Raw genomic sequence first — 23463 nt, forward strand, 5'->3', positions numbered from 1 at the left:
TTGCGAGTTGGTTACGCTGCACGTGTCGATCCTTGCCGGAGCGATCGGAGGCCACGATGAGCACGGACACCCGTTCCACCCAGAACGCGCAGCTGCGCCGGGCGATGCAGGCCTTGCACGCCGCCACCTGGTTCGCGTTGTGCGAAGGCGATCGCTACACCGCGCAGGGCCGCAAGGCCGTCGCCAATTCGTTCTACAACCTGCTGCCGATGCTGGCCGACGTGCGCAAGGCGATCATCGCCGAGCCCGAGCCCGAGCCCGAGCCGGCGGAAGCAGCGGCGCAACCGCCGGCGGCGAATCCGCGCGCGGCGGGGATGCTGCATCTGGTGACGGCGCCGGCGAGCGAGACGCCGGCGCCGGAATAAGACTGCGTCCAACGCCGGTGACGCAGCGCGCATGCGCGTCGGTGGGTCGCGCGGCATGTGTTCGCGTGTCGCGCATGCATGTGCGGCGTGTTCGTGCGTGCGTGAGTGCTGCGTCCGGTGCGTTGCCGATTTACTCCGCTGAACGCGGCCTCGAATTGAATACGCATGCCGGAGCGGATCAGGTGCGGTTTGCCGGCGTGCCCAGCATCGCCAGCGACAACGCGACGGCAAGCGCGCAAGCGGCGGCATGGCGATGAAATCCGGTCATGGCTGATCCCAGGCGGCGTTGAAGGCGCGCGCGGTCTGCGCGACTTGCTGCGGCGTGTAGCCGGGCTTGTACAAGGTGCCGCCGATGCCGAAACCGTTCGCGCCGGCCTTGCGCCACGGCGCGAGATTGTCGCTGTGGATGCCGCCGACCGGCAGCACCGCGACATCCGCGGGCAACACCGCGCGCAAGGCGCCGAGCATCACCGGGCCCAGCGCGTCGGCCGGAAACAGCTTCAAGGCGTCGGCGCCGGCCGCCAGCGCTTCCAGGCACTCGCTCGGCGTCGCCACGCCGGGCAGGGCGAGCAGTCCGGCGCGCTTGGCCTCGATGATCAGGTCCGGATCGGTGTGCGGACAGACCATGAGCCGCGCGCCGATGCGGGCGAGTTCGGCGACTTCCTCCGCGCGCCGCACGGTGCCGGCGCCGAGCAGGATCGAATCGCCGAAGCGTTGTTGCAGACGGGCGATGCTATCGAAGGCGTCGGGCGAATTCAGCGGCACCTCGATGATGCGCCAGCCCGCGCTCCACAGCGCTTCGCCGACCGGCACCGCCTCATCGGGGGTGATGCCGCGCAGAATGGCGACGAACGGGGAACGGGCGAGCCATGCCTGCAGCACGGCGGGAGTAAGAGGAATCGTCATACGTATCCGGCTGCTTGAGCGATGCGCCACAGACCGCGGCAGAACGCGGTGTCGCCTTCGATGATGTAGTGGTCGATGCCGAAGCGGCGCAGTGCCAGGGCATAGGTCGCGGCGAGCTGGGCGCCGCCGATGATCGCCACTTCGCCGCCGCCGTCGTCGGCCGCGGCGTTGGCGCCGATCACTTCATAGCCGACCAGCAGGCCGGACAGAAAAGCCGGCAGTTCTTCGATCGGAGCGGCATCGCGCACATTGCGCGCCCGCACCCCGAACAACTGATGCAGCCAGTCCGGCCGCTCTCGCGCGGTGTCCAGCCCCTGCAGAAAACCGCGCTCGGACCAGGCACCGGCCGGCAAGCCGCGGCCGATCAAACTGCGTTCCAGCAACAGCGAATAAAGCTCCCCGGTCGGATAGGTGGAAAACCCGACCACGGCGCCGCTGTCCAGACGCAGCCACTTGCTGTGCGTGCCCGGCGCGACCGCGCGCCGCGTGCCCGGCGGAACGCCCAGCACCTGCGTCTCTTCGCCGCGCATCACATCGTCGAAACCGTCGCTGGGGCCGCTGACGCCGGGCACGATCGCCGCGCGCCGGTGCTTGAAGCGCAGCGGCTGCAGCGCCGCGGCGAGCGTCGCCGCGTCCGCCGGCAGCGGCGCGTACGGCGCTTCCTGCCAGCCGCTGCGCGCGCCGACCATGCCGGCGAGCAGGATCGGCGCATCGCCGTCGTCGAGATCGACGCTGAGCAATTCGTCCAGCGCCGCGGCGAATTCCTCCGGCGCCGCCAGCGTGGCCATGCCGCGCGCGCTCTGGCGCGTGGCGATGATGCCGCCGAGCGTGTCGAAGGCATGCACGCGCAGATGCGTGGAGCCCCAGTCCACGCCGATCAGCGCGATCTTGCCGGCGCTGTGCGCGGCGATGGCGTCACTGGCCATGGCGTTCTTCCTCGCGGCGCAGGGCGCAGCCGCGGCGTTCGCCGGTGGCCTGGGCGTCGCGCAGCGCGCAGGCGCCGGCGACCCAGACCGCGCGGATGCCGGCGGCGGCCTGCTTGGGTTCGGCGAAACTGGCGCGGTCGGCGATGGTGGCCGGATCGAACAACACCAGATCGGCGGCGAGGCCCACCGCGATGCGCCCGCGCCGCTTCAGCCCGAAGGTGTCCGCCGACAGCGAGGTCATGCGCCGGATCGCTTCGGCCAGATGGAACAGGCCTTCGTCGCGGCAGTAGTGGCCGAGCACGCGCGGGAAGGCGCCCCACAGGCGCGGATGCGGATGCGCGTCGTGCGGCAGGCCGTCGGAGCCGATCATGGTGCGGTCGTGGCTGAGCACGCGGCGCACGTCGTCCTCGCGCATCTGGAAATACACCGCGCCGGCCGGATGCAGGCGGCGCGCGGCTTCTTTTTGATCGACGTTCCAGTCGGCGGCGATGTCGCTCAGATCGCGCCCGGCGTGTTCCGGATGCGGCTGCGACCAACTCACCATGATCCCGATCACGCCGTCGACGTAATCCGGATCGAGCACGGTCGAACCGGCGGTGTAGGGATACGCGTCGAGCCCGACCCAATGCCGGCGCCGGCGCTCGTCGATGCGCGCCAGCGTTTCGACCGTGCGGCCCCAGTTGGCCGGCCCGGCGCATTTGTGATGCGACAAGATCACCGGCGTGCGCGCGGCGACGCCGGCATCGATGGCCTCGTCCAGCGCGTCTAGCACGCCGTCGTATTCGTTGCGGATGTGCGAGGCGTAGACGCCGCCATGGGCGCCGCTTTCGGCCGCCAGCGCGATCACCTCGCTGTTCGGCGCGGCCTGGCTGGGCTTGTAGAACAGGCCGCTGGAAAAACCGATCGCGCCGGCGCGCATGGCTTCGCGCAGATGCGCGCGCATGCGTTCGATCTCGGCGTCGTCGGCGCCGCGCTCCAGGTCGGCGACTTCGGCGATGCGCAGGGTCGAATGGCCGACCATCGCCGCGACGTTGACCGCCGGCCGCGCCGCATCGACCGCGTCGAGGTAATCGGCGAAGCGTTCGAAGCGGAAATCCTGCCGGCGGCCGATCAGCGACAAGGGCGCCGGCGGATCGCGATCAGCGCGCCACGGCGCCAGGCTGATGCCGCAGTTGCCGGCGATCACCGTGGTCACGCCCTGGCTGAGTTTGTTGAACACGCCCGGATCGTCGAGCACGGCGCGATCGTCGTGGGTGTGCACGTCGATGAAACCCGGCGCCAGCGCCAGGCCTTGCGCGTCTTCGATCGCGCGGCCGCGCAGCGTGTGCGGCGCGCTGATCGCGGCGATGCGCTCGCCGTCGATCGCCACATCGGCGCGGTAAGCCGGGCCGCCGCTGCCGTCGAAGACCTGCGCGTCGGCGATGACCCGATCGTATTGCACCGTGTCGCCGGCGACGCTCATGCGCGCCTCGGCGATTGCATGCGTTCCAGCTCGGCTTTCGCCCGCCGGGCTTTTTCCAGCACTTCCGGTTCCTGCCGCAGCGCCACCGCGATCGCCAGCATGTCGATCACCGTCAGTTGCATCAGCCGCGACACGCCCGGCGAATACGGCGTGGCCGCGCTCGACGGCGGCAACAGCAGCGGCACCTGCGCGTCCCAGCCCAGCGGCGTGCCCATGTGGGTCAGCGCGATCACCCGCGCGCCGCGCTCCTTGGCGATGCGCACGCTGTCGTTGATCTCCGGGCTGCGTCCGGACAGCGAGATCGCCAGCAGCACGTCGCGGCTGTCGAGCATGCCCGCGGCCAGCCGCTGCAGATGGCCGTCGCTGTGCGCGCTGGCGGCGATGTCCAGGCGCAGGAAGCGCAGGAACGCGTCCTGCGCGACCACGCCGGAGCCTGAGCCCACGCCGATGCAGCAGACCCGTCGCGCGCCGGCGATCAAGGCCGCGGCGGCGTCGAGCGCGGCCGGGTCGATGCGTTCGCGCACGTCCTGCAAGGCCACGGCGATGCTGTCGCAGACCTTGTGCACCAAGGTCGCCGCGTCGTCGTCCTTGTCGATGGTGACGGCCTGGTAGGGCACGCCCGCGGCCAGGCTGTGCGCCAGCTGCACCTTGAACTGGCGCAGGCTTTCGCAGCCGACCGCGCGGCAGAAGCGGGTCACGCTGGGCTCGGACACGCCGGCGCGCGCGGCCAATTCGCTGATGCTGGCGTGGATGGAGAAATCCAGGTCGGCCAGCACCACTTCGCCGACCTTGCGCTCGGCCGGGCGCAACTGATCGAGCGCGCCGCGGATCACCGGAATCAGGTTGTCGGACACGTCGTACCTCAGAAGAAAGTGTTGATCGCGCCGGTGACGCGGTAGTGGTCGTCGGTCAGCAGCATCAGCGGCCACTTGTCGAAGGTGGTGCACGGATGCGAGATGCCGGTGGCGACCAGATCGCCGACCTGCAGCGGATGCTCGGGCGGCAGCTCCAGGTAGGCGTGTTGATCGTTCATCTTGACGATGCGGGTGCCGCGCATCGGCCGCGGCGCGGTTTCGCCCGGGCGGTGCCAGCTCAACGGGCGCGGCAGATCGATGTCGTAGGACGCATCGCGCTTGCCCAGAGTCAGCAGCGCCAGCCCCGGTTCCGGACGCGACTGCACCATCGCCCACACTTCCAGCGCCGGCTGCAGGCCGTGGCGGAACGAAGCGTCGTGGCGCGTGCGCATCTCCTGTTGCAGGCCGTGATAGAAGCCGTGGTCGGAAGTCAGATAGCAGCCCGAGCGCAGCACCCGGCGCAGCGGTCGCGAAGTGTCGCGCAGGCCGGCGAAGGCGCGGGCGACGAAGTCGAAATAGGCCGAGCCGCCGGCGCTGAGCAGGATTTCCTCGCCGTCGAACAGGCCTTGCGCGTCGCAGCGCCGGGTCAGTTCGACCATCTGCGCGAGCAAGTCCTGCACCCGCCGCAGATCGTCGGCGCGATCGGCGCCGACCCACAGGCCTTCGTAGCCTTCGATGCCGGCCAGCGACAGATGCGAGGCGGCATGGATTTCTCGCGCCAGTTCCAGCGCGGCATCGGCGCCGCGCACGCCGCTGCGGCCGCCTTGCGCGCCCAGTTCGACCAGCACCGGCAATCGCCGCTGCGGCGCCAGCTGTTGCATGACCTGATTCAATCGCGCCGCGCCGGCGCTGGAATCGACCAGCACCCAGGCCTGGAAATCCGCCTCGTCGCGCAACAGCGCGGCCAGGCTTTCGATGTCGGCCATCGCCACCGGCTGGTTGGCCAGCAGCACCCGCTTCACGCCGAAGCGATGCGCGACGCGCAATTGCGGAATCGTCGCCAGGGTGATCGCCCAGGCGCCGGCGTCGAGCTGGGCCTGGAACAACTGCGGGCTCATCGTGGTCTTGCCGTGCGGCGCCAGCAGCGCGTCGGCGCGTTCGACGAACTCGCGCATCCAGGCGATGTTGTGATCCAGGGTGGATTGGCGCAGCACCGCGACCGGATACGACAGGCGTCCGTCGAGCACGTTGAGGCCGAGCGCGGCGATTTCGTCCTGGCGCAGCGGTTGTTGCAGGGCCAGGCCTTTGGCGCCGGGGTGGATCAGCTGTCGCTCAAGCCCGCGCAGCGCGTCGTTCATCAAAACTGCTCCAAGGTCAATTCCGCCGCCATCACCCGGTTGCCGGCCATCAGGCCGCCGTCCACCGGCAACACCGCGCCGCTGATCATGCGCGCCTGATCCGATGCGAGGAACCAGGCCGCGTCGGCGATGTCCTGCGGGGTGGCGAAATCGCCGAGCGGATACCACTTCTTCAAGTCTTCGAACACTTGCGGGTTCTTGTCCGCGCGTGCTTGCCAGGCCTGGGTCTTCACCGTGCCCGGGCAGATCACGTTGGCGCGCAGCCCCAACCGGCCGTATTCGATCGCGATGGCCTTGGCGTAGCTGATCAACGCCGCCTTGGCCGCGCTGTAGGCCGGATGGCCGAGCGCGGCCAGGCCGTTGACCGAGCCGATGAAGACGACGTTGCCGCGGGTGGCCTTGAGGCCGTCGAGCGCGGCCTCGACCGTGCAATAACCGGCGTGCAGGTTGACGTCGATGTCGCGCTGCCACGCGCCCGGCGCGGTGCCGGCCAGGCTCAGGCTCTCGGCGCTGCCGGCGTTGGCGACGACCGCGCCGATCGGCCCGTGCGCGGCGATGGCCGGCGCCAGCGCCGCGCGCAAGGCCTCCAGGTCCGACAACTCGCTGACCGCGGTCAGCACTTGTCCGGGTTCGAACTGCGCGGCGAGCGCCTGCAGCGCCTGCGCGTCGCGATCGTGGGCGAGCACGCGATCGCCGCCGGCGATGAAGCGCGCGAGCAGTCCGCGGCCGATGCCGCCCGCGGCGCCGGTAATCAGGGTCAATCGGCTTTGGCTCATGATCGGGTCATTCCTTCATCGGTCCGACTGCAGGGTGCGTGAGAGCGCTTGCAGGCGGTCGTTACGCAGCAGTCCGTAGTTGTAGAACGAAATATCGCCGATGCCGGCGGCTTTGACAGCGGCCATCGCGGCGCCCAGTTCGGCGCCGTCGCCCAGATCGGGCGGGCCCGGGCGCAGGATCGCACGCAGCCGCGTCGCATCGCCGACGCGTTGCGCGGTATCGAACACATCGGCCGCAACGCGCGCGGCGCTGGGCTCGTAGAACGGCACTTCGATACCGTCGCAGGCGCGCGCCAGCGCGGCCAGATGGCTGCCTTCGAGCCAGGTGTTGGCGGTCGGCCGCTGCACGGTCGGGATCACCCAGACCTCGCGATCGCGCGGCACGGTGTCGCGGATCGCCGCGACCAGTTCGGCGACGCGTTTTTGCCGCAGCTTCAGATACGCGGCCAGTTGCGCCATGTCCAGCAGATCGGCCAGCAACCACGCGGCGGCCTGATCCGGCGCCGCATCGACCGGCGCGGCCAGATAGGCATCGACGCGCGCGCGCACTTGCGCGGCCAATGCATCGGCGTCGATGTCGGCCTGCGCGGCCAGACGCCGGCAATGCGAGCAGAAGCACAGGCCCAGCAGGGTTTCCAGCCACAGATTGCCGCGCACCTGGGCGAACTCGTGGTGATAGCCGTGCGCGTACGGCAGCCAGTTCGGCGTTTCCAGCACCAGCCCGCGCACCGGCTGGCGGGCGACGTCGGCGCACAGCGCCTGCGCATAGGCGAACACCGCCGGCGACGACGGGCACAGGCTGTACAGGTAGGCATCGCCCCAGGCGTTGCGCGCGACGTGCTGCGGATGGCGCTCGCCCAGGCGGCTGTTGTGCAGCAGCACGGTCCAGGCGCGCACTTGCAGGCGGCCGTCTTCGGCCAGATCGGCGGCGACGTGGCGCAGGGCCGGATCAGAGTGCGCGCTCGGCGCGATCTCGCCATAGCCGCGCAGGTCGGGTTCGAAATAGACCACGCCATCTTCCGGAAACACCACGCGCTGGCCGCGATGGTGCGGGCTGATGAATTTGCCCGCGTGGTAGGCCAGCGCCAGGGTCACCGAGTTCAGGCCCAGCTCGACCGCCTGGGCGGCGAACTCGCGCGCGCCGCGCGAAGCCACGTCCCAGGGGTAGGCGTAGATCGAGCGCACGGGGGCGGAACGGCCTGCGGTCATCCGAAATCCTTGTAATTTACAAACACGTCGGGGCGGTCCCCGACGCTAAAGCTAACAAATGCCCTTATAAACCGCCATTGTGCACTGCAAAATGCATCGGACGGCCATGTAAGATAATTTCACGACGCTGGCGGTCTGTCACCTCCGGCGCTCCCGGGGGCGGAGCCGGGCCGATTCGGGCCCGACCGCGACCCGGCCGATCCGGCCCGGCGGCAAGCGCCGCGGGGATCGGGCGTAATGGCGACCGGCCCTTCACTTACGAGAACCTCAATGAGCGATCACGACACCATCATTCGATACGGCCTGGAACCCAGAGGCGCCGGCGGCCAGCAACTGCCGTTCTCTCCGGCGGTGCGCGCCGGCGACTTCGTGTACATCTCCGGCCAGGTGGCGATGAACGAGCGCGGCGAGATCGAACAAGGCGGCATCGAAGCGCAGACCCGGCGCACGATGGAGAACGTCAAGAAAGTGCTGGGCCTGGCCGGCTGCGGCCTGAGCGACGTGGTCAAGATCACCGTCTGGCTCGACGACACGCGCGACTTCTGGACCTTCAACCGCGTCTACCGCGAGTACTTCGGCGAACAGCCGCCGGCGCGCTCGTGCGTGCGCTCGCAGATGATGGTCGATTGCAAGATCGAGATCGAAGCGACCGCGTACAAACCCTTGCCGCGCTGAGCGCCGCCGCGCCCGCCGCGCCGCGCGCGGGCCCGTCCTTCAACCACGCATCCGATCGAGGCACCTGCATGAACCGACGCGATTTTCTCGCCACCTCCGCCACCGCGAGCACGCTGCTGGCCAGCAGCGCGTTCACGCAGGCGTTCGCGCGCAAACGCGGTTCCAAGCTGCGCCTGGGCCTGATCGGCGTGGGCATGCGCGGTCAGATGCACCTGACCGAACTGCTGCGCCGCGACGACGTGGAAGTGACCGCGCTGTGCGATGTCGAGCCGATCATGCTCGACCGCTCGCTGGCGCTGATCGCCAAGGCCGGAAAATCCAAACCGGCGGTCTACGGCGCCGACCGCGACAACGAGGCCTATCGCAAGATGCTGGCCAAGGGCGGCCTGGACGCGGTGATCATCGCCACGCCGTGGGAATTCCACGCCGAGCAGGCGATCGCGGCGATGCAGGCGCGCATCGCGGTCGGCTGCGAAGTGGTCGCCGGCCTGAGCCTGGAGGATCACTGGCAGGTGCTGCGCGCCCAGCAAAGCACCGGCACGCCGTACATGCTGCTGGAGAACGTGTGCTATCGCCGCGACGTGCTGGCCGCGCTCAACATGGTGCGCCAGGGCCTGTTCGGCGAGATCGTGCACTTGCAGGGCGGCTACCAGCACGATCTGCGCGGAGTGAAGTTCAACAGCGGCAATCCCGACCAGCCCTACGGCAGCGGCGTGGAATTCGGCCCGAAGGCGTGGTCGGAAGCGCGCTGGCGCACCGAGCACTCGATCAAGCGCGACGCCGACCTGTATCCCAGCCACGGCATCGGCCCGTGCGCGATGGCGATCGACATCCATCGCGGCAACCGCTTCACCCATCTGAGCGCGTTCGCGAGCAAGCCGCGCGGCCTGCACGACTACATCGTCAAGAAGGCCGGGCCGGATCATCCCAACGCGAAGGTGAAGTTCAAGCTCGGCGATCTGGTCACCACCCAGATCCTGTGCGAGAACGGCGAAACCATCGTGCTGCAGCACGACACTTCGCTGCCGCGCCCGTATTCGCTGGGCTTCCGCGTGCAGGGCACCAACGGATTGTGGATGGACGTCAACGAATCGATCCACATCGAAGGCAAGAGCCAGCCGCACAAGTGGGACAAGGCCGACGACTGGTTCGCCAAGTACGACCATCCGCTGTGGAAGCGCTTCGCCGCCGCCGCCGCCGATGCCGGTCACGGCGGCATGGACTTCTTCGTCATCAACGCGTTCGTCGAAGCGCTCAAGGCCGACGCGCCGATGCCGATCGACATCTTCGACGCGATCGCCTGGAGCGCGATCACGCCGCTGTCGGAGCAATCCATCGCCGAGCACAAGACCCTGGAATTCCCGGATTTCACCGGCGGCAAGTGGAAAGACCGCAAGCCGATCTTCGCCTTGAACGACCGCTACTGATCCAGCGCCGCCTTTGGGGAGGCGGCTTTTGTGGGAGGCGCGGCTTCTGTGCGAGGCAGCTTTTGTGGGAGGCGGCTTTTGTGGGAGGGGCTTCAGCCCCGATGCTTTCCTCTCCGACACCGCGAACCAAACAAAAGAGCGCCGGCCCGAAGGCCCGCCTCCCATCCAGTCAGCCGCAATCGGTTTAGAAATGCCCGCCCAGCGGGCCCGGGGGTAAGGTGGAATTGAGCATGCGTCGTCCGCGACTGTCGATCGCGATCCTGGCCGCCCTGATGGCGTCGGCGTTGCCGGCGTCGGCCGAGCCGGTCGGCAACCTGCGCGCGGTCCGCGCCGATGCCGGCGCGAGTTCGGGCTGGGAGCTGAGCACCGATACCGGCAGCGTGCTGCGCATCGACGTGCTCGCCGACGACATCGTGCGGGTGCAGGCCGGACGCCGCGGCAAGCTGACGCCCGCCGGCGACAAGGCCGCGCCGATCGTGTTGCCGCAACCGGCGGCGAAGGTCGCCGCCACCCTGGAAGAAGACGACGCCGAAGTGCGCGTGCGCACCGCCGCGCTGATGCTGCATGTGCAACGGCAACCGCTGAAACTGCGCCTGGAGCGGATCGACGGCGAGCGCCGCACGCCGCTGTGGCAGGAACTGCAGCCGCTGGATCTGGACGCGGCGCAGAGCGTGCAAGTGCTGTCCTCGCAGAACGATGAGGCGTTCTACGGCGGCGGCCAGCAGAACGGCCGCTATCAGTTCAAGGGCCGCGAGCTGGAGGTGTCCTACTCCGGCGGCTGGGAAGAGGGCGACCGTCCCAGCCCGGCGCCGATGCTGCTGAGCTCGCGCGGCTGGGGCATGTTGCGCAACACCTGGAGCGACGGCAATTATGATTTGCGCCAGCCCGATCAATCCACATTGCTGCATCGCGAAGACCGCTTCGACGTCTATTACTTCGTCGGCGAACTGCCGCGCCTGCTCGAACGCTACACGCAACTGACCGGCCGCCCCGGCCTGTTGCCGCGTTGGGCGCTGTCTTACGGCGACGCGGATTGCTACAACGACGGCGACAACAACAAGAAGCCCGGCACCGTGCCCGAAGGCTGGCACGACGGCCCCACCGGCACCACGCCGGACGTGGTCGACGCCGTCGCCCGCCAGTACCGCGAACACGACATGCCCGGCGGCTGGATTCTGCCCAACGACGGCTACGGCTGCGGCTACAAGCAGTTGCCCGAAACGGTGAAAGGGCTGGCGAAATACGGCTTCCGCACCGGCCTGTGGACCGAGAACGGCGTCGACAAGATCGCGTGGGAAGTCGGCACCGCCGGCAGCCGGGTGCAGAAGCTCGACGTGGCCTGGACCGGCAAGGGCTATCAGTTCGCGATGGACGCGAATCAATCCGCGTTCAACGGCATCGTGCACAACTCCGATTCGCGCCCGTTCCTGTGGACGGTGATGGGCTGGGCCGGCATCCAGCGCTATGCGGTGGCCTGGACCGGCGATCAGAGCGCGAGTTGGGATTACATCCGCTGGCACGTGCCGACCTTGATCGGCTCGGGCCTGTCGGGCATGGCCTACGCCACCGGCGACGTCGATGCGATCTTCGGCGGCAGCCGCCGAAACCTACACCCGCGATCTGCAGTGGAAAGCCTTCACTCCGGTGCTGATGGGCATGTCGGGCTGGTCGTCGAACGCGCGCAAGCATCCGTGGTGGTTCGACGAGCCGTACCGCAGCATCAATCGCGACTATCTGAAGTTGAAGATGCGGCTGACGCCGTACATGTACGGCTTGACCTACGAGGCCGCGCAGACCGGCGCGCCGCCGGTGCGCGGGCTGATGTGGGATTACCCGCAAGACCCGCATGCGCGCGACGAGGCCTACAAGTACCAGTTCCTGCTCGGCCGCGACCTGCTGGTGGCGCCGGTGTATCGCAGCCAGGCCGCGAGCCGCGGCTGGCGCCGCGGCATCCATCTGCCGGCCGGACGCTGGATCGATTACTGGGACGGCCGCAGCGTCCAGGCCGGCGCCGCCGGCCGCGAACTCGATCGTCAGGTCGATCTCGCCACGCTGCCGCTGTTCGTGCGCGCCGGCGCGATCGTGCCGATGCATCCGTCGATGTTGTTCGACGGCGAAAAACCGCTCGACGAAATCACCTTCGACCTCTATCCGCAGGGCGATTCGCAGTACACGCTGTACGAAGACGACGGCACTACGCGTCGCTACGAGCAGGGCGAGTCGAGCACGCAGCAAGTGCGGATGAGCGCGCCGGGGCAGGGCAGCGGCCCGGTGTCGGTGCGAATCGATGCGGTGCAGGGCCAGTACCAGGGCCAGCTGCCGCAGCGCCGCTACGCCTTGCGCGTCCTCAGCCGGCAAGCGCCGCGCGCGGTTTCGCTCGACGGCCGCGCGCTGCCCAAGCTGGCCGATGCGGCCGCGCTGCAGGGGGCGGGCGAAGGCTGGTATTTCGATCCGGAGCAGCGCAAGGGCAGCGTGCACGTGCGCACCGCCGCCATCGACATCCGCGCGCCGCTGCAGTTGACGCTCGACATCGCGGTCGCCAAGGCCGACGCCGACGACGCCTATCCGGCCGCGCCGGCGCTGGGCCGCGCGCTGCCAGCCGACAGTCTGCTGGTGGTCAACCGTCCGGCCGAAGAGCCCGGCCATGCCTTGGAAAAAGCGTTCGACGACGACGCGAACACATGGTTCCGCAGCGTGCGCAATCAGGCCGTGCGCACCGGCGCGCACGAATGGACGATCGGCTTCGGCGAACGCAAGTTGATCGACGGCATCGAGTTGGCGCCGCGCAACGACAAGAACTGGAAGCACGGCCAGATCCGCGACTACGAGGTGTACCTGGGCGACAGCAACGGCGAATGGGGCGAGCCGATCGCGCGCGGCCAGTTGCAGCTCAAACAGGAGATGCAGCGCATCGACTTCCCGGCGCGCGCCGGCCGTCTGTTGCGCTTCCGCGCGCTCAGCGTGCAGAACCCGGAAGGCGACGGCGCATCCGCCACCGATCCGATGGTCACCGCCGCGCAGGCCGGCGCGGCGCGCGCGGTCGATGCGCTGCAGCCGCGCGACGTCGGCCCGATCGCGCTGTCGAGCTTCCACATCCTCGAACACCAGCAACCAGAGCGGCCGGCGCAGCAACGCTATCTCTCCGAGCTGCCGTTGCCGGCCGCGCTGGCCGCTCAGGTGCGCACCGATCGCGCCTTCCGCGGCGAGCAAGCGCTGCGCATGAACGGCCTGCTGTTCCGCCGCGGCCTCGGCGTCGGCGCGGCCAGCCGCATCGATCTGCGCCTGCAAGGCCAGTGGCGTTTGCTGCGCGCCGATCTCGGCATCGACGACGCCTGCCGCGCCGCCGGCGGCCTGCAGTTCCAGGTCTGGAGCGGCAGCCGACTGCTTTACGACAGCGGTCTGGTGAAGGCGCCCGGCGTGGTCAAGCCGGAGCTGGACATCCGCGGTCTGTCGTCCCTGAGCCTGCGCACGCTGGGCGCGCAGGGCAGCCAACCCGCCCAGGTCTGCGCGAACTGGGCCAACGCCGTACTGATCGGCCAGGAGGGCGATACCGCCAGCATCCTCGCGCCATGACCCCACTGAACCCGTAACACCGCTCCTCCCCCCGCCCACACCGACTGCGGCCTTCCGGCCGCGGCCCGGGATCGCTGTTGCCTTTCGTCCGCCATTCGCGCCGCAGTCCTGCCAGGAGAGTTCCGATGTTGCCCGCAAGCCGCCGTCCGCGCCGTCACCGCGCAAACCGCATTCCCGTCACCCCGCTGTCGTTGGCCCTGGCGGCCGCGCTGCTGGGCCATGTTTCCATCGCGGCCGCACAGGATGGCGCCGAAAGCACCGACAGCAAGGACAAGACCACCGAGCTGTCGCGCGTGGAAGTCACCGGTTCCAACATCCGCCGCACCGATGTGGAAACCGCTTCGCCGGTGCAGGTCATCAGCAAGCAGGACATCGAGAACATGGGTGCGCGCACCTTGTTGCAGGTGCTCGACAACCTGCCGGCCGCGCGTCCGGCGCAGCAGGATTCGCGCTCGCTGTTCACCGGTTCCGACGGCGCCTCGCAGGCCAATCTGCGCGGCCTCGGCGCGCAAGGCACGCTGGTGTTGTTGAACGGCCGCCGCCTGTCGTACTACGGCGCGCCGGCCGGTTTCCAGACCCAGTTCGTCAACATCGACGCCATTCCCGCCGCGGCGATCGAACGCATGGAAGTGCTGACCGACGGCGCCTCGGCCGTGTACGGCACCGACGCGGTGGCCGGCGTGATCAACGTCATCACCAAGCGCAATTACCAGGGCGCGGAAGTCAGCCTGACCACGGACAAGTCCTCGCGTATCGATTCCTACGGCGAGCACCAGGCCAGCATCACCGCCGGCTTCGGCGATCTCGACGAGGACCGCTATAACGTCTACGCCTCGGTCAACCTGTACCGCCGCGACGCGATCCCGCTGAGCGATTTCTACGACAAGCGTCCGAAGCAGTACTACGTCAACAACCCCAACTACCTCAAGAACCTGCGCCTGGGCACCGGCAGCAAGCCGGGCGTGTTCAATCCCGGCAGTTACTTCGCCTTCGATCCGGCCACCGGCGCGCGCCGGCAGGAAGCCGCGCCGGGCTGCGACAACGTGCTCACTGGCGAAGCCGCCGGCCCGCGTTGCATCTGGCAGACCTGGATGAACAACGAGATCGACGCCGGCGCGCAGACCGAGCGCATGACCGGCTACGTCAACGCGCACTTCCTGATCGGCGAAACCACCGAAGCCTTCGCCGAGCTGACCTACACCGACATCGACCTGCGCGCCAACGGCGGCACGCCGCGCGCGTTCGGCAGCACCACCGGCAACCCGACCAGCTGGTTCTCGCGCAATACCGGTACCACCGTCAACCAGTTCCGCTATCCGTTCCTGGGCCCGAACAACGAATACAACCACGCCAGTCCCGAGCTCAAGGCGATGATGGGCGGCGTGGTCGGCCTGAACTACCTGATGCAGGACGCCGGCGACGACTACTTCGGCCAACGCAACACCGACCAGAGCTATCGCGCGCTGGGCGGCCTGCGCGGCAGCATCGGCGACTGGAGCTGGGAAACCGCGTTCGCCACCGCCGGCACGCACTCGGTTACCTACCAGACCGTCAACGTCAACCTGGAAGGTTTCCGCAAGGCCTTCGGCCCGTTCACCGTCGATCCGGGCAGCGGCCGGGTGATCATCTCCGATCATCCGGCGTACAAGTTCGGCGAGATCAGCGAGGCCAACAGCGCCTTGTTGCGCGCGGCCTATCCGACCTTCGACATCCAGTCGTGGACCCGCCTGCACACTCTGGACGGCAAGATCGAAGGCCCGCTGTTCAACTTGCCGGCCGGCGAAGTGCGCGCCGCGTTCGGCTTCAACATCAGCCGCGAAACCTTCTACACCCCGGGCAACGAAGACGCCGCCAACGGCCTGATCACCCAGCAGGGCGGTTCGTGGTTCGACGGCAAGCGCAACACCTACGCGTTGTTCTCCGAGGCGGTCGCGCCGCTGACCGACAAGCTCGAGCTCGACGCCGCGCTGCGCGTGGACAAGTACCCGAACTTCAGCGCCAACCTCGCGCCGAAGATCGGCCTGAAATACCAGATGCTGCCGCAGCTGCTGTTGCGCGGTACATATTCGGAAGGCTTCCGCGCGCCCAGCCTGGCCGAGGCCGGCACCGGCGGCGTGTTCGCCCAGCTCGGCGGCTATCGCGACGAAATCCGCTGCAACGAGACCAACGCCATCGCCAACCTGCTGCGCCAATCGCGCCGCGGCGGCGACGTGGACCTGGGCAATTCGCTGCTCAATGCCGACTGCGGCCGCACCGTGGCGCGCATGACCCAGCCCAACCAGGATCTCAAGCCGGAGAAGGCGAAGATCGCCACCCTGGGCTTCGTGTTCGAACCGCTGGACTGGCTGTCGGTGTCGGCCGATTACTGGTTCATCTATCGCCGCAACGAAATCGCCGCGCCGGATTTCAGCAAGCAAGAAGACATCCAGTCCTCGACCCGTTCGCCGATCACCGATTCCGACCGCGCCGCGCTCGCCGCGCTGGCGGCGATGTGCGCCGATCCGGCCAGCGGCGTGGCCTGCCCAGGCACGCTGCCGGGCTACAGCGTCGGCAACGTGGCCAGCGTCGTCGGCCAGTACAAGAACAAGGGCCGCACCCTGGTCGATGGCTTCGACATCGATGCGCGCAGCCACTTCTCGCTGGGCGAGTGGGGCAACTTGAACATCGGACTGGCCGCCACCATCGCGCGTCGCAACCAGGCCTATCTGGACGACGAAAACGGCTGGTACTACGGCAACACCGTGGGCTACTACGGCAACCCGCGCCTGCGCGCCACGATCAACGCCGACTGGAACTACCGCCAGGTGACCTCCAGCTTCTTCGTCAACTACGTCGGCAAGACCAAGTGGGCGTACGAGCGCATCGACGAGCAGGACAACAACCCGGAAACCTGCACCGCAGGATTCCTTGCGCTGCCCAAGGCCCAGTGCGACGGCGTGCCGTCGTGGTGGACGGCCAACCTGAGCGTGACCTGGCGTCCGACCGACAAGCTCAACGTCGGTATCACCGTCAAGAATCTGTTCGACCGGATGCCGTTCTACGATCCGAACAGCTTCCTCGGCGATTCGAGCGACTACGCCAGCATCTTCGGGCGCAGCTATAGCTTCACCGTCGGCTACAAGTTCTGAGGGTTCGATCGCGCCGGCATGGTTGCCGGCGCGATCTCGTTGCTCTCTTTGACGGGATGAGCATATCGGCTCGATCCTGCTGGAATCGGCGGCGCGGCGGGGCCCGTCCGTCGGTAACCGGCAAATCTTGATTGACAGGTTTGCGCGTCATACATAACCTTTAATTTGATTTTAAAAGGTTATGTTCATGCGGTCTTGGTCCCTGCGGATGTCGCTGATCGCCTGGTTGCTGCCGGCCTTGGCCGCGTGCGCGCAACCCTCGGCTCCGGCCTCTGGAATCGCGATGTCCCGCTCCGCCACGTCGACGTTCCCGCGCCGCGCCGCCATCGCCGTCATCGATGCGCCCAGCAATCTGGGCCTGCGACCGCCCAGGCCGGGCGTGGAGCCGGGCGTGCGCCGCATGCCCGACGCGTTGCGCGCGACCGGCCTGGTGCAGCGCTTGCGCGCGCGCGACGCGGGCCGGGTCGAAGCGCAGGCGTACTCGCCCGAACCCGATCGCACCATCGGCTTCCGTAACGGCGCGGCCTTCGTGCTGGCCGAACGGGTGATGCCGGCGGTGGATTCGCCGAATCCCGGCGGCCTGGATTTCGAACAGTTCCGCGCCTTGCTCGCGCAATTGCTGGCGAACCCGAAGGCGGTGGGCGTGGAGTTGACGATCTTCGATCCCGACCTGGACCCGGACCGGCGTTTGGCGAAGCAATTGGCCGAGGCGGTGGCGGGCGCGTTCGAAGACAGCGGGCGCTGGCCGTCGTCCGTCGCGGCATCGGCGCGCTGAGGCCGGTATGCGCCGACGCGACTTTCTTGCAGGCGGCAGCGCGGCGGTGTTGCTGGTGGCGGGGCGTGCGGCCGCCCTTGCACCGGCCGGGTCCGAAGCGGCGATCGCGCATCCGATCAACGCCGGCTCGCGCTTGTTGTTCATCAGCGGACAGGTGCCGACCGATGCCGAGGGCAACACGCCGGCGCGCTTCTGCGGGCAATGCCGGTTGGCGTGGCGGAATCTCGAAGCTCAATTGGCCGCTGCCGATATGCAACTGCGACATTTGGTGAAGGTGACGGTGTTTCTTGCTCGATCCGGGGATCGTCGGCTCGAACGCGAATTGCGGAGCGAACGTCTGGCCGGCGTGGCGCAGCCGTCGGTCAGTGTGGTGGTGACCGGGATTTATGATGAGGCTTGGCGGATTGAAATCGAGGCGATTGCGTTGGCGGGGTGAAGCGAATCCCCCCTGCCCCCCTTTTTCAAAGGGGGGAACAGCAAAGGCGGCTCTCCGCGCAGGGCGGCAGCGCGCGTCAATTTGCCCCCTTTGAAAAAGGGGGCTGGCGCCTGTGTAACCCGCTTCAGACGAATACAGCTGCGCCGGGGGATTTGCTTTGGCTGTGAACTGCCACCCCCTCAATCGCCCCCACCAAAATCCCGATGCGAAGCCCGATAATCGCGCGGCGCCATGCCCACCGTCGCCTTGAACTGCCGCGCGAACGCGCTCTGGTCCGAAAACCCGCACGCCAAGCCGACCTGCGCGATGCTGGCCTCGCCGCGCAACTCGCGCATCGCCGCTTCGATCCGCATCTTGGTGATCGCCTGCTGCGGCGTAAGCTGGAACACCTTCTGGAAATGCCGCTCCAGTTGCGCGACCGACAATTTCGCCACCTGCGCCAGCGCGGTCACCCGCAGCGGCCCGGCGTAGTGCTGCTGCATGTGCTCGGTGACGCGGCGCAGGCGTTCGTAGGTGGGATCGCGGCCGTCGGGCGAACCCAGATCGCGCGACAGACCCACCAGTCCGCCGACACCGCTGGCCAGCGGCAACGGCCGCTTGCCGGTCAGGCACCAGCCCGGTTGCCGGTTCGGATACAGATGCACTTCGAGTTGGTTCTCGATGATCTCGCCGGCCAGCACGCGCCGGTCCTGCAGCGCGTAACGCCCGCCCAGCCGCGCCGGAAACACTTCGGTCACCGCGCGCCCGATCACGTCCTCGCGACGCTTGAGCCCCAGCCGCCGCACCAGGGTCAGGTTGGCGTGGGTGTAGCGGCCGGCGCCGTCCTTGACGAAGAACACCACGTCGGGCAACGCGTCACACAGCGTCTGCATGAGCTCGGCGTCGATCGCCACCGCGGCGGTGGGCGGGCTGGAAAGGGCAGTGGGCATGCGCGGCTCGCGGCCGGTGCGGAACCGGCGGAATAGGGTCGCAGCGATTATGCCGAATTCCGCATCCGATGCCGGCAAGGACCGCTAGACCCGGACGGCCCGGGCCGCGAGCATGGCGGGATGCATAGCCTAGACATCATCGACTCGCACACCGGCGGCGAACCGACCCGCGTGGTGGTCTCCGGATTCCCCGATCTGGGCGCCGGCACCCTGGCCGCACAGCGCGACCGCTTCCGTGCCGAATTCGACCATTGGCGCAGCGCCATCGCCTGCGAGCCGCGCGGCTCGGACACGGTGGTCGGCGCGCTGCTGCTGCCGCCGCGATCGGCCGACGCCTGCGCCGGGGTGATCTTCTTCAACAATGTCGGCTACCTGGGCATGTGCGGCCACGGCACGATCGGGCTGGTGCGGACCTTGCAGCATCTGGGCCGGATCGGTCCCGGCCTGCATCGCATCGACACCCCGGTGGGCACCGTCGGCGCGCATCTGCACGAAGACGGCCGCGTATCGATCGACAACGTCGAGAGCTGGCGCCACGCCGCGCAGGTGCGCATCCAGGTACCGGGCCTGGGTGAAGTCAGCGGCGATGTCGCCTGGGGCGGCAACTGGTTCTTCATCGCCAAGACCGATCGCGAGATTTCCCTGGCCCATCAGCGCGAGCTGACCGCGCACGCCGAAGCCATCCGCCACGCGTTGGAAGCGGCCGACATCACCGGCGCCGACGGCGCGCAGATCGATCACATCGAACTGGAAACCAGCGCCGCGGCGGCCAACAACCACGGCCGCAACTTCGTGCTGTGTCCGGGGCTGGCCTACGACCGTTCGCCCTGCGGCACCGGCACCAGCGCGAAACTCGCCTGCCTGGCCGCCGACGGCAAACTCGCGCCGGGCGCACCGTGGCGGCAGGAGAGCGTGCTGGGCAGCGTGTTCGAAGGCTCCTACGTTCACGGCGAGCGCGGCGTGCTGCCCACCATCACCGGCAGCGCGCATATCACCGCGGTGTCGCGGTTGTTGATCGACGAACGCGATCCCTTCGCCTGGGGCATCGCGGCGCGCTGAGCGCGCGCGGCCTCGCCATGACCGGTTACGACCTCATCGTCATCGGCGCCGGCATCGTCGGCGCGGCCTGCGCCGAGTGCGCGGTGCGCGAAGGCCTGCGCGTGGCGGTGGTCGAACCCGGCCCGGTCGGCGGCGGCGCGACCGCAGCGGCGATGGGCCATCTGGTGGCGATGGACGACGATCCGGCCGAACTGGCGCTGTCGAATTACTCGCTGCGCCTGTGGCAACGCTTCGCCGATCTGCCGCAGGCCGAATTCAGCCGCTGCGGCACCTTGTGGGTGGCGCGCGAGCCGCGCGAGCTCGACGGCGTCGCGGCCAAGGTCGCGCGCCTGGCCGCGGTCGGCGTGCGCGCGCAGCGCATCGAGGCCGAGGAGTTGTATCGCCTGGAACCCGAACTCGTGCCCGGCCTGTGCGGCGGCATGCGGGTGCCGGACGAGGCGGTGGTGTATCCGCCGCGCGTCGCCATGCATCTGCTCGATCTGGCGCGCGACGGCGGCGCCCATTGTTATCTCGGCCGTCGCGTCGTCGCCTTGACCGCGAACGGCGCGCGCCTGGACGACGGCAGCGAACTGAGCGGCCCGGTGCTGCTCGCCACCGGCTGCGCCTTACCGCAATTGCTGCCGCAGTTGCCGATGCGCGCGCGCAAAGGCCATCTGGTCATCACCGAACGCTATCCCGGGCGTGTGCGTCATCAACTGCTGGAACTGGGTTACGCCGACAGCGCTCACGGCGATGCCGACAGCAGCGTCGCTTTCAACGTGCAGCCGCGGCCGACCGGGCAGATCCTGATCGGTTCGTCGCGCGAGTTCGGCGTCGAAGACCGCGCGGTCTCGATGCCGATGTTGCGGCGCATGCTCGAACGCGCCTTCGCGTTCCTGCCGATGCTGCGCGAGCTGCAAGCCTTGCGCGTGTGGACAGGCTTCCGTCCGACCACCGCCGACGGCCGGCCTTACATCGGCGCGGCGGGCATGCGCGCCGACACCTGGGTCGCGGCCGGTCACGAAGGCCTGGGCGTGACCACCGCGCTGGCGACGGCGCAGTTGCTGATCGATCAGATCCTGCGGCGCGCGCCGACGATCGATCCGGCGCCGTTCCTGCCCGAACGGGTGCTGCGATGAAATCCGTGCCGGTGCGCTTGCTGATCGACGGCGCCGCGGTGGAAGTCCCCGCCGGCGCCAACGTCGCCGCGGCGGTGGCGCTGGCGTCATTGCGCTTCCGGCGTTCGCGCGACGGCGAGCCGCGCGCGCCGCTGTGCGGGATGGGCGTGTGTTTCGAATGCCGGGTCAGCATCGACGGCGTCGCCCACCAGCGCGCATGCATGACGCTGGCCCGCGAAGGCATGCAGGTGCATTGCGATGACTGAGGTCTGCGACGTGCTGGTGATCGGCGCCGGCCCGGCCGGACTGGCGGCGGCGCGCGCGGCCGCGATGCACGGCGTGAACGTGGTGCTGGTGGACATGCAGGCGCGCGCCGGCGGCCAGGTCTGGCGCCAGGACGTGCGTAAACCCGAGCTTTCGCCGGCGCGGAAAAAATTCCAGGCGCTGCAGGCGCGCGCCAACCTGCGCTGGCTCGGTCAGGCGCAAGTGGTCGCCGCCTCGCCCGGGCAGGTGTTGATCGAAGAAGCCGGGCTGGCGCGCGAGTTGGGCTATCGCGCGCTGGTGCTGGCGACCGGCGCGCGCGAACTGCTGTTGCCGTTTCCCGGCTGGACCTTGCCCGGCGTGACCGGCGCGGGCGGATTGCAGGCGCTGGTCAAGCAAGGCTGGCCGATCGCCGGCCGGCGCGTGTTGATCGCCGGCAGCGGGCCGTTGCTGCTGGCCGCGGCGGCGACCACGCGCGCTCACGGCGCGAAGCTGATCGGCATCCACGAGCAGGCGCCGGCCGCCGAACTGGCGCGATTCGCGGCGCGGCTGTGGCGTTGGCCGGACAAACTCGCGCAGGCCGCGGCGCTGCGCGCGCGGCTGGCCGGCGTGCCGTATCGCGGCGCCAGTTGGGTTTGCGCCGCGCACGGCGACGATCGCGTGCGCGAAGTCGAACTGGAGACGCCGCGTGGTCGCCGCCGCATCGCCGTCGAGCATCTGGCGGTCGGCTACGGCCTGGTGCCCAACACCGAACTGGCCGCGCAACTGGGCTGCGCGCTCGACAGCGACAGCGCGCATGCGCGGGTGCGCGTCGATGACGATCTGGCCACCAGCGTCGCCGGCATCTACGCCGCCGGCGAAGCCTGCGGCATCGGCGGCGTGGACGCGGCGCGGATCGAAGGCGAAATGGCCGGGCACGCGGCGGCCGGCGCGCTCGACGCCGCGCGCGCCCTGCGCGCGCGCCGCGCGCATGCGCGCGCCTTCGCCGATCTGCTGCCGCGTCATTTCGCGCTGCGGGCGCAAGTGCGCAGCGCGCCGACGGCGCAGACCGTGATCTGCCGCTGCGAAGACGTGCGCCTGGGCCAACTGGACGAACACGCCGACTGGCGCGCGGCCAAGCTCGCCACCCGCTGCGGCATGGGCAGTTGCCAGGGCCGCATCTGCGGCGCGGCGCTGACCGAGCTGCGCGGCTTCGCATCCGCCGGCAATGGCGCGCGGCCGCCCGTGTTTCCGATGCGCCTCGGCGCTTTCGCGGTTCGGGACTCGGGACTGGGGACTCGGGACTCGGACTCCCTATCCGGAGAGAGCCCTGAGCCCACGTCCCCCGCTTTGCGAGTCCCGAGTCCCGAGTCCCGAGTCCCGGCTCAAGACATCTACACATCCCAAACCAAGGATCACCCATGAGCAATGCTTCATTCTGGCGCGGCGTCGTTCCCGCCATCACCACGCCGTTCAACGCCGACGGATCGATCGATCACGACTTCCTGGCCCGCCACGCCAACACCCTGATCGACGCCGGCTGCATCGGCATCGTTCCGCTCGGCTCGCTCGGCGAAGCGGCGACGCTGAGCTTCGAGGACAAGCTGGCGATCCTGCGCACCCTGGTCGCCGCGCTGAAAGGCCGCGCGCCGGTGATCCCGGGCATCGCCGCGCTGTCCACCGCCGAAGCGGTGCGTCTGGCGCAAGAAGCGGAAAAGATCGGCTGCGCCGGCCTGATGGTGCTGCCGCCGTATGTGTACTCCACCGACTGGCGCGAAATGAAGGCGCACGTGAGCGCGGTGATCGCCGCGACTTCGCTGCCGTGCATGCTCTACAACAACCCGGTGGCGTACAAGACCGACTTCGTGCCGGAACAGATCGCCGAACTCGCCGGCGAGCACGCCAATCTGCAGGCGGTCAAGGAATCCTCCGCCGACGTGCGCCGCTTCGCCGCGATCCGCGCGCTGCTCGGCGAGCGCCTGGACCTGCTGGTCGGCATGGACGACGCCATCGTCGAAGGCGTCGCGATGGGCGCCACCGGCTGGATCGCCGGACTGGTCAACGCGTATCCGGTCGAGTCGGTGCGTTTGTTCGAACTCGCGCGCGACGGCGGCGCGCCGGCCGCGGCCGAGCTGTACGCATGGTTCCTGCCGCTGCTGCGCCTGGACACGGTTCCCAAGTTCGTGCAGCTGATCAAGCTGGTGCAGGCGCAGGTGAATCTGGGCAGCGAGCACGTGCGCGCGCCGCGCCTGAGCCTGCAGGGCGGCGAGCGCGAAGCGGCGCTGGCGGTGATCGAACGCGCCAACGCGCTGCGTCCGGGCCGCTGAC

The 23463-nt window shown here is 68.9% G+C and carries 18 protein-coding genes and 2 pseudogenes; 12 read left to right on the top strand and 8 right to left on the bottom strand.

What is annotated here, in order from left to right:
* Positions 1-56: 56 nt before the first annotated feature.
* Positions 57-365: a hypothetical protein gene (locus J7J50_RS15955; protein WP_215057461.1), complete on the top strand. Its 309-nt coding sequence runs from the start codon at positions 57-59 to the stop codon at positions 363-365.
* 264 nt (positions 366-629) lie between these two features.
* On the opposite strand, the gene J7J50_RS15960 is transcribed toward J7J50_RS15955, so the two are convergent.
* From J7J50_RS15960 to J7J50_RS15990, 7 genes are read right to left on the bottom strand one after another with little or no spacing between them, the layout of a single operon-like run.
* Positions 630-1271, bottom strand: a complete 642-nt coding sequence (locus J7J50_RS15960; protein ID WP_215057462.1) for a 2-dehydro-3-deoxy-6-phosphogalactonate aldolase — start codon at positions 1269-1271, stop codon at positions 630-632.
* Positions 1268-2197, bottom strand: coding sequence for a 2-dehydro-3-deoxygalactonokinase (locus J7J50_RS15965; RefSeq protein ID WP_215057463.1), 930 nt, complete (start codon positions 2195-2197; stop codon positions 1268-1270). Before J7J50_RS15965 ends, J7J50_RS15960 begins: the two co-directional genes overlap by 4 nt.
* On the bottom strand, positions 2187-3659 hold the full coding sequence (locus J7J50_RS15970) for a D-aminoacylase (RefSeq protein ID WP_215057464.1): 1473 nt from the start codon (positions 3657-3659) through the stop codon (positions 2187-2189). Before J7J50_RS15970 ends, J7J50_RS15965 begins: the two co-directional genes overlap by 11 nt.
* On the bottom strand, positions 3656-4513 hold the full coding sequence (locus tag J7J50_RS15975) for a MurR/RpiR family transcriptional regulator (RefSeq protein WP_215057465.1): 858 nt from the start codon (positions 4511-4513) through the stop codon (positions 3656-3658). Before J7J50_RS15975 ends, J7J50_RS15970 begins: the two co-directional genes overlap by 4 nt.
* 8 nt (positions 4514-4521) lie before the next feature.
* The gene (locus J7J50_RS15980) at positions 4522-5811 is read right to left on the bottom strand and encodes an amino acid deaminase (protein WP_215057466.1); all 1290 of its coding nucleotides are present in this window, start codon (positions 5809-5811) and stop codon (positions 4522-4524) included.
* Entirely contained in the window at positions 5811-6587 is a 777-nt protein-coding gene (locus J7J50_RS15985) for an SDR family oxidoreductase (RefSeq protein WP_215057467.1), read from the bottom strand. The genes J7J50_RS15980 and J7J50_RS15985 overlap by 1 nt, the downstream gene beginning before the upstream one ends.
* A 15-nt stretch (positions 6588-6602) precedes the next feature.
* Entirely contained in the window at positions 6603-7796 is a 1194-nt protein-coding gene (locus tag J7J50_RS15990; RefSeq protein ID WP_215057468.1) for a hypothetical protein, read from the bottom strand.
* Between the two features lie 270 nt (positions 7797-8066).
* Between J7J50_RS15990 and J7J50_RS15995 the strand changes: the two genes are divergently transcribed.
* The 6 genes and pseudogenes from J7J50_RS15995 (at position 8067) to J7J50_RS16020 (ending at position 17810) form a co-directional block, all read left to right on the top strand.
* Positions 8067-8471, top strand: a complete 405-nt coding sequence (locus J7J50_RS15995) for a RidA family protein (protein ID WP_215057469.1) — start codon at positions 8067-8069, stop codon at positions 8469-8471.
* A 68-nt stretch (positions 8472-8539) separates the two neighbouring features.
* A complete protein-coding gene (locus tag J7J50_RS16000) occupies positions 8540-9898 on the top strand; it encodes a Gfo/Idh/MocA family oxidoreductase (RefSeq protein WP_215057470.1) in 1359 nt (452 codons plus the stop codon).
* Positions 9899-10116: 218 nt separating this feature from the next.
* A pseudogene (locus J7J50_RS16005) lies at positions 10117-13471 on the top strand (TIM-barrel domain-containing protein).
* Positions 13472-13596: 125 nt separating this feature from the next.
* Positions 13597-16599 carry a TonB-dependent receptor gene (locus J7J50_RS16010; RefSeq protein WP_215057471.1) on the top strand — a complete coding sequence of 1001 codons (3003 nt, stop codon included), beginning with the start codon at positions 13597-13599 and terminating at the stop codon, positions 16597-16599.
* Positions 16600-16882: 283 nt separating this feature from the next.
* Positions 16883-17374, top strand: coding sequence for an arginase family protein (locus J7J50_RS16015; protein WP_215057472.1), 492 nt, complete (start codon positions 16883-16885; stop codon positions 17372-17374).
* Positions 17375-17381: 7 nt separating this feature from the next.
* Positions 17382-17810 carry a RidA family protein gene (locus J7J50_RS16020; protein ID WP_215057473.1) on the top strand — a complete coding sequence of 143 codons (429 nt, stop codon included), beginning with the start codon at positions 17382-17384 and terminating at the stop codon, positions 17808-17810.
* A gap of 179 nt (positions 17811-17989) precedes the next feature.
* Here the strand turns inward: J7J50_RS16020 and J7J50_RS16025 are convergent, their stop codons facing one another.
* Complete coding sequence (locus tag J7J50_RS16025) at positions 17990-18682, bottom strand: AraC family transcriptional regulator (protein ID WP_215057491.1); 693 nt, start codon at positions 18680-18682, stop codon at positions 17990-17992.
* Between the two features lie 177 nt (positions 18683-18859).
* On the opposite strand from J7J50_RS16025, the gene J7J50_RS16030 reads away from it, so the two are divergent.
* The 5 genes and pseudogenes from J7J50_RS16030 (at position 18860) to J7J50_RS16050 (ending at position 23462) form a co-directional block, all read left to right on the top strand.
* Positions 18860-19798 carry a 4-hydroxyproline epimerase gene (locus J7J50_RS16030; RefSeq protein WP_215057474.1) on the top strand — a complete coding sequence of 313 codons (939 nt, stop codon included), beginning with the start codon at positions 18860-18862 and terminating at the stop codon, positions 19796-19798.
* Between the two features lie 17 nt (positions 19799-19815).
* Positions 19816-20916: an FAD-dependent oxidoreductase gene (locus J7J50_RS16035; protein ID WP_215057475.1), complete on the top strand. Its 1101-nt coding sequence runs from the start codon at positions 19816-19818 to the stop codon at positions 20914-20916.
* The gene (locus tag J7J50_RS16040; protein WP_215057476.1) at positions 20913-21161 is read left to right on the top strand and encodes a 2Fe-2S iron-sulfur cluster-binding protein; all 249 of its coding nucleotides are present in this window, start codon (positions 20913-20915) and stop codon (positions 21159-21161) included. Before J7J50_RS16035 ends, J7J50_RS16040 begins: the two co-directional genes overlap by 4 nt.
* Positions 21154-22410: pseudogene (locus tag J7J50_RS16045) on the top strand (FAD-dependent oxidoreductase); the annotation flags it as partial. The gene J7J50_RS16040 and the pseudogene J7J50_RS16045, both read left to right, overlap by 8 nt.
* Before the next feature lie 146 nt (positions 22411-22556).
* Positions 22557-23462: a dihydrodipicolinate synthase family protein gene (locus tag J7J50_RS16050; RefSeq protein ID WP_215057478.1), complete on the top strand. Its 906-nt coding sequence runs from the start codon at positions 22557-22559 to the stop codon at positions 23460-23462.
* Position 23463: the final 1 nt, after the last annotated feature.

It is taken from the genome of Lysobacter sp. ISL-50, from assembly GCF_018612875.1.
In the GTDB taxonomy this organism is placed as follows: domain Bacteria; phylum Pseudomonadota; class Gammaproteobacteria; order Xanthomonadales; family Xanthomonadaceae; genus Lysobacter.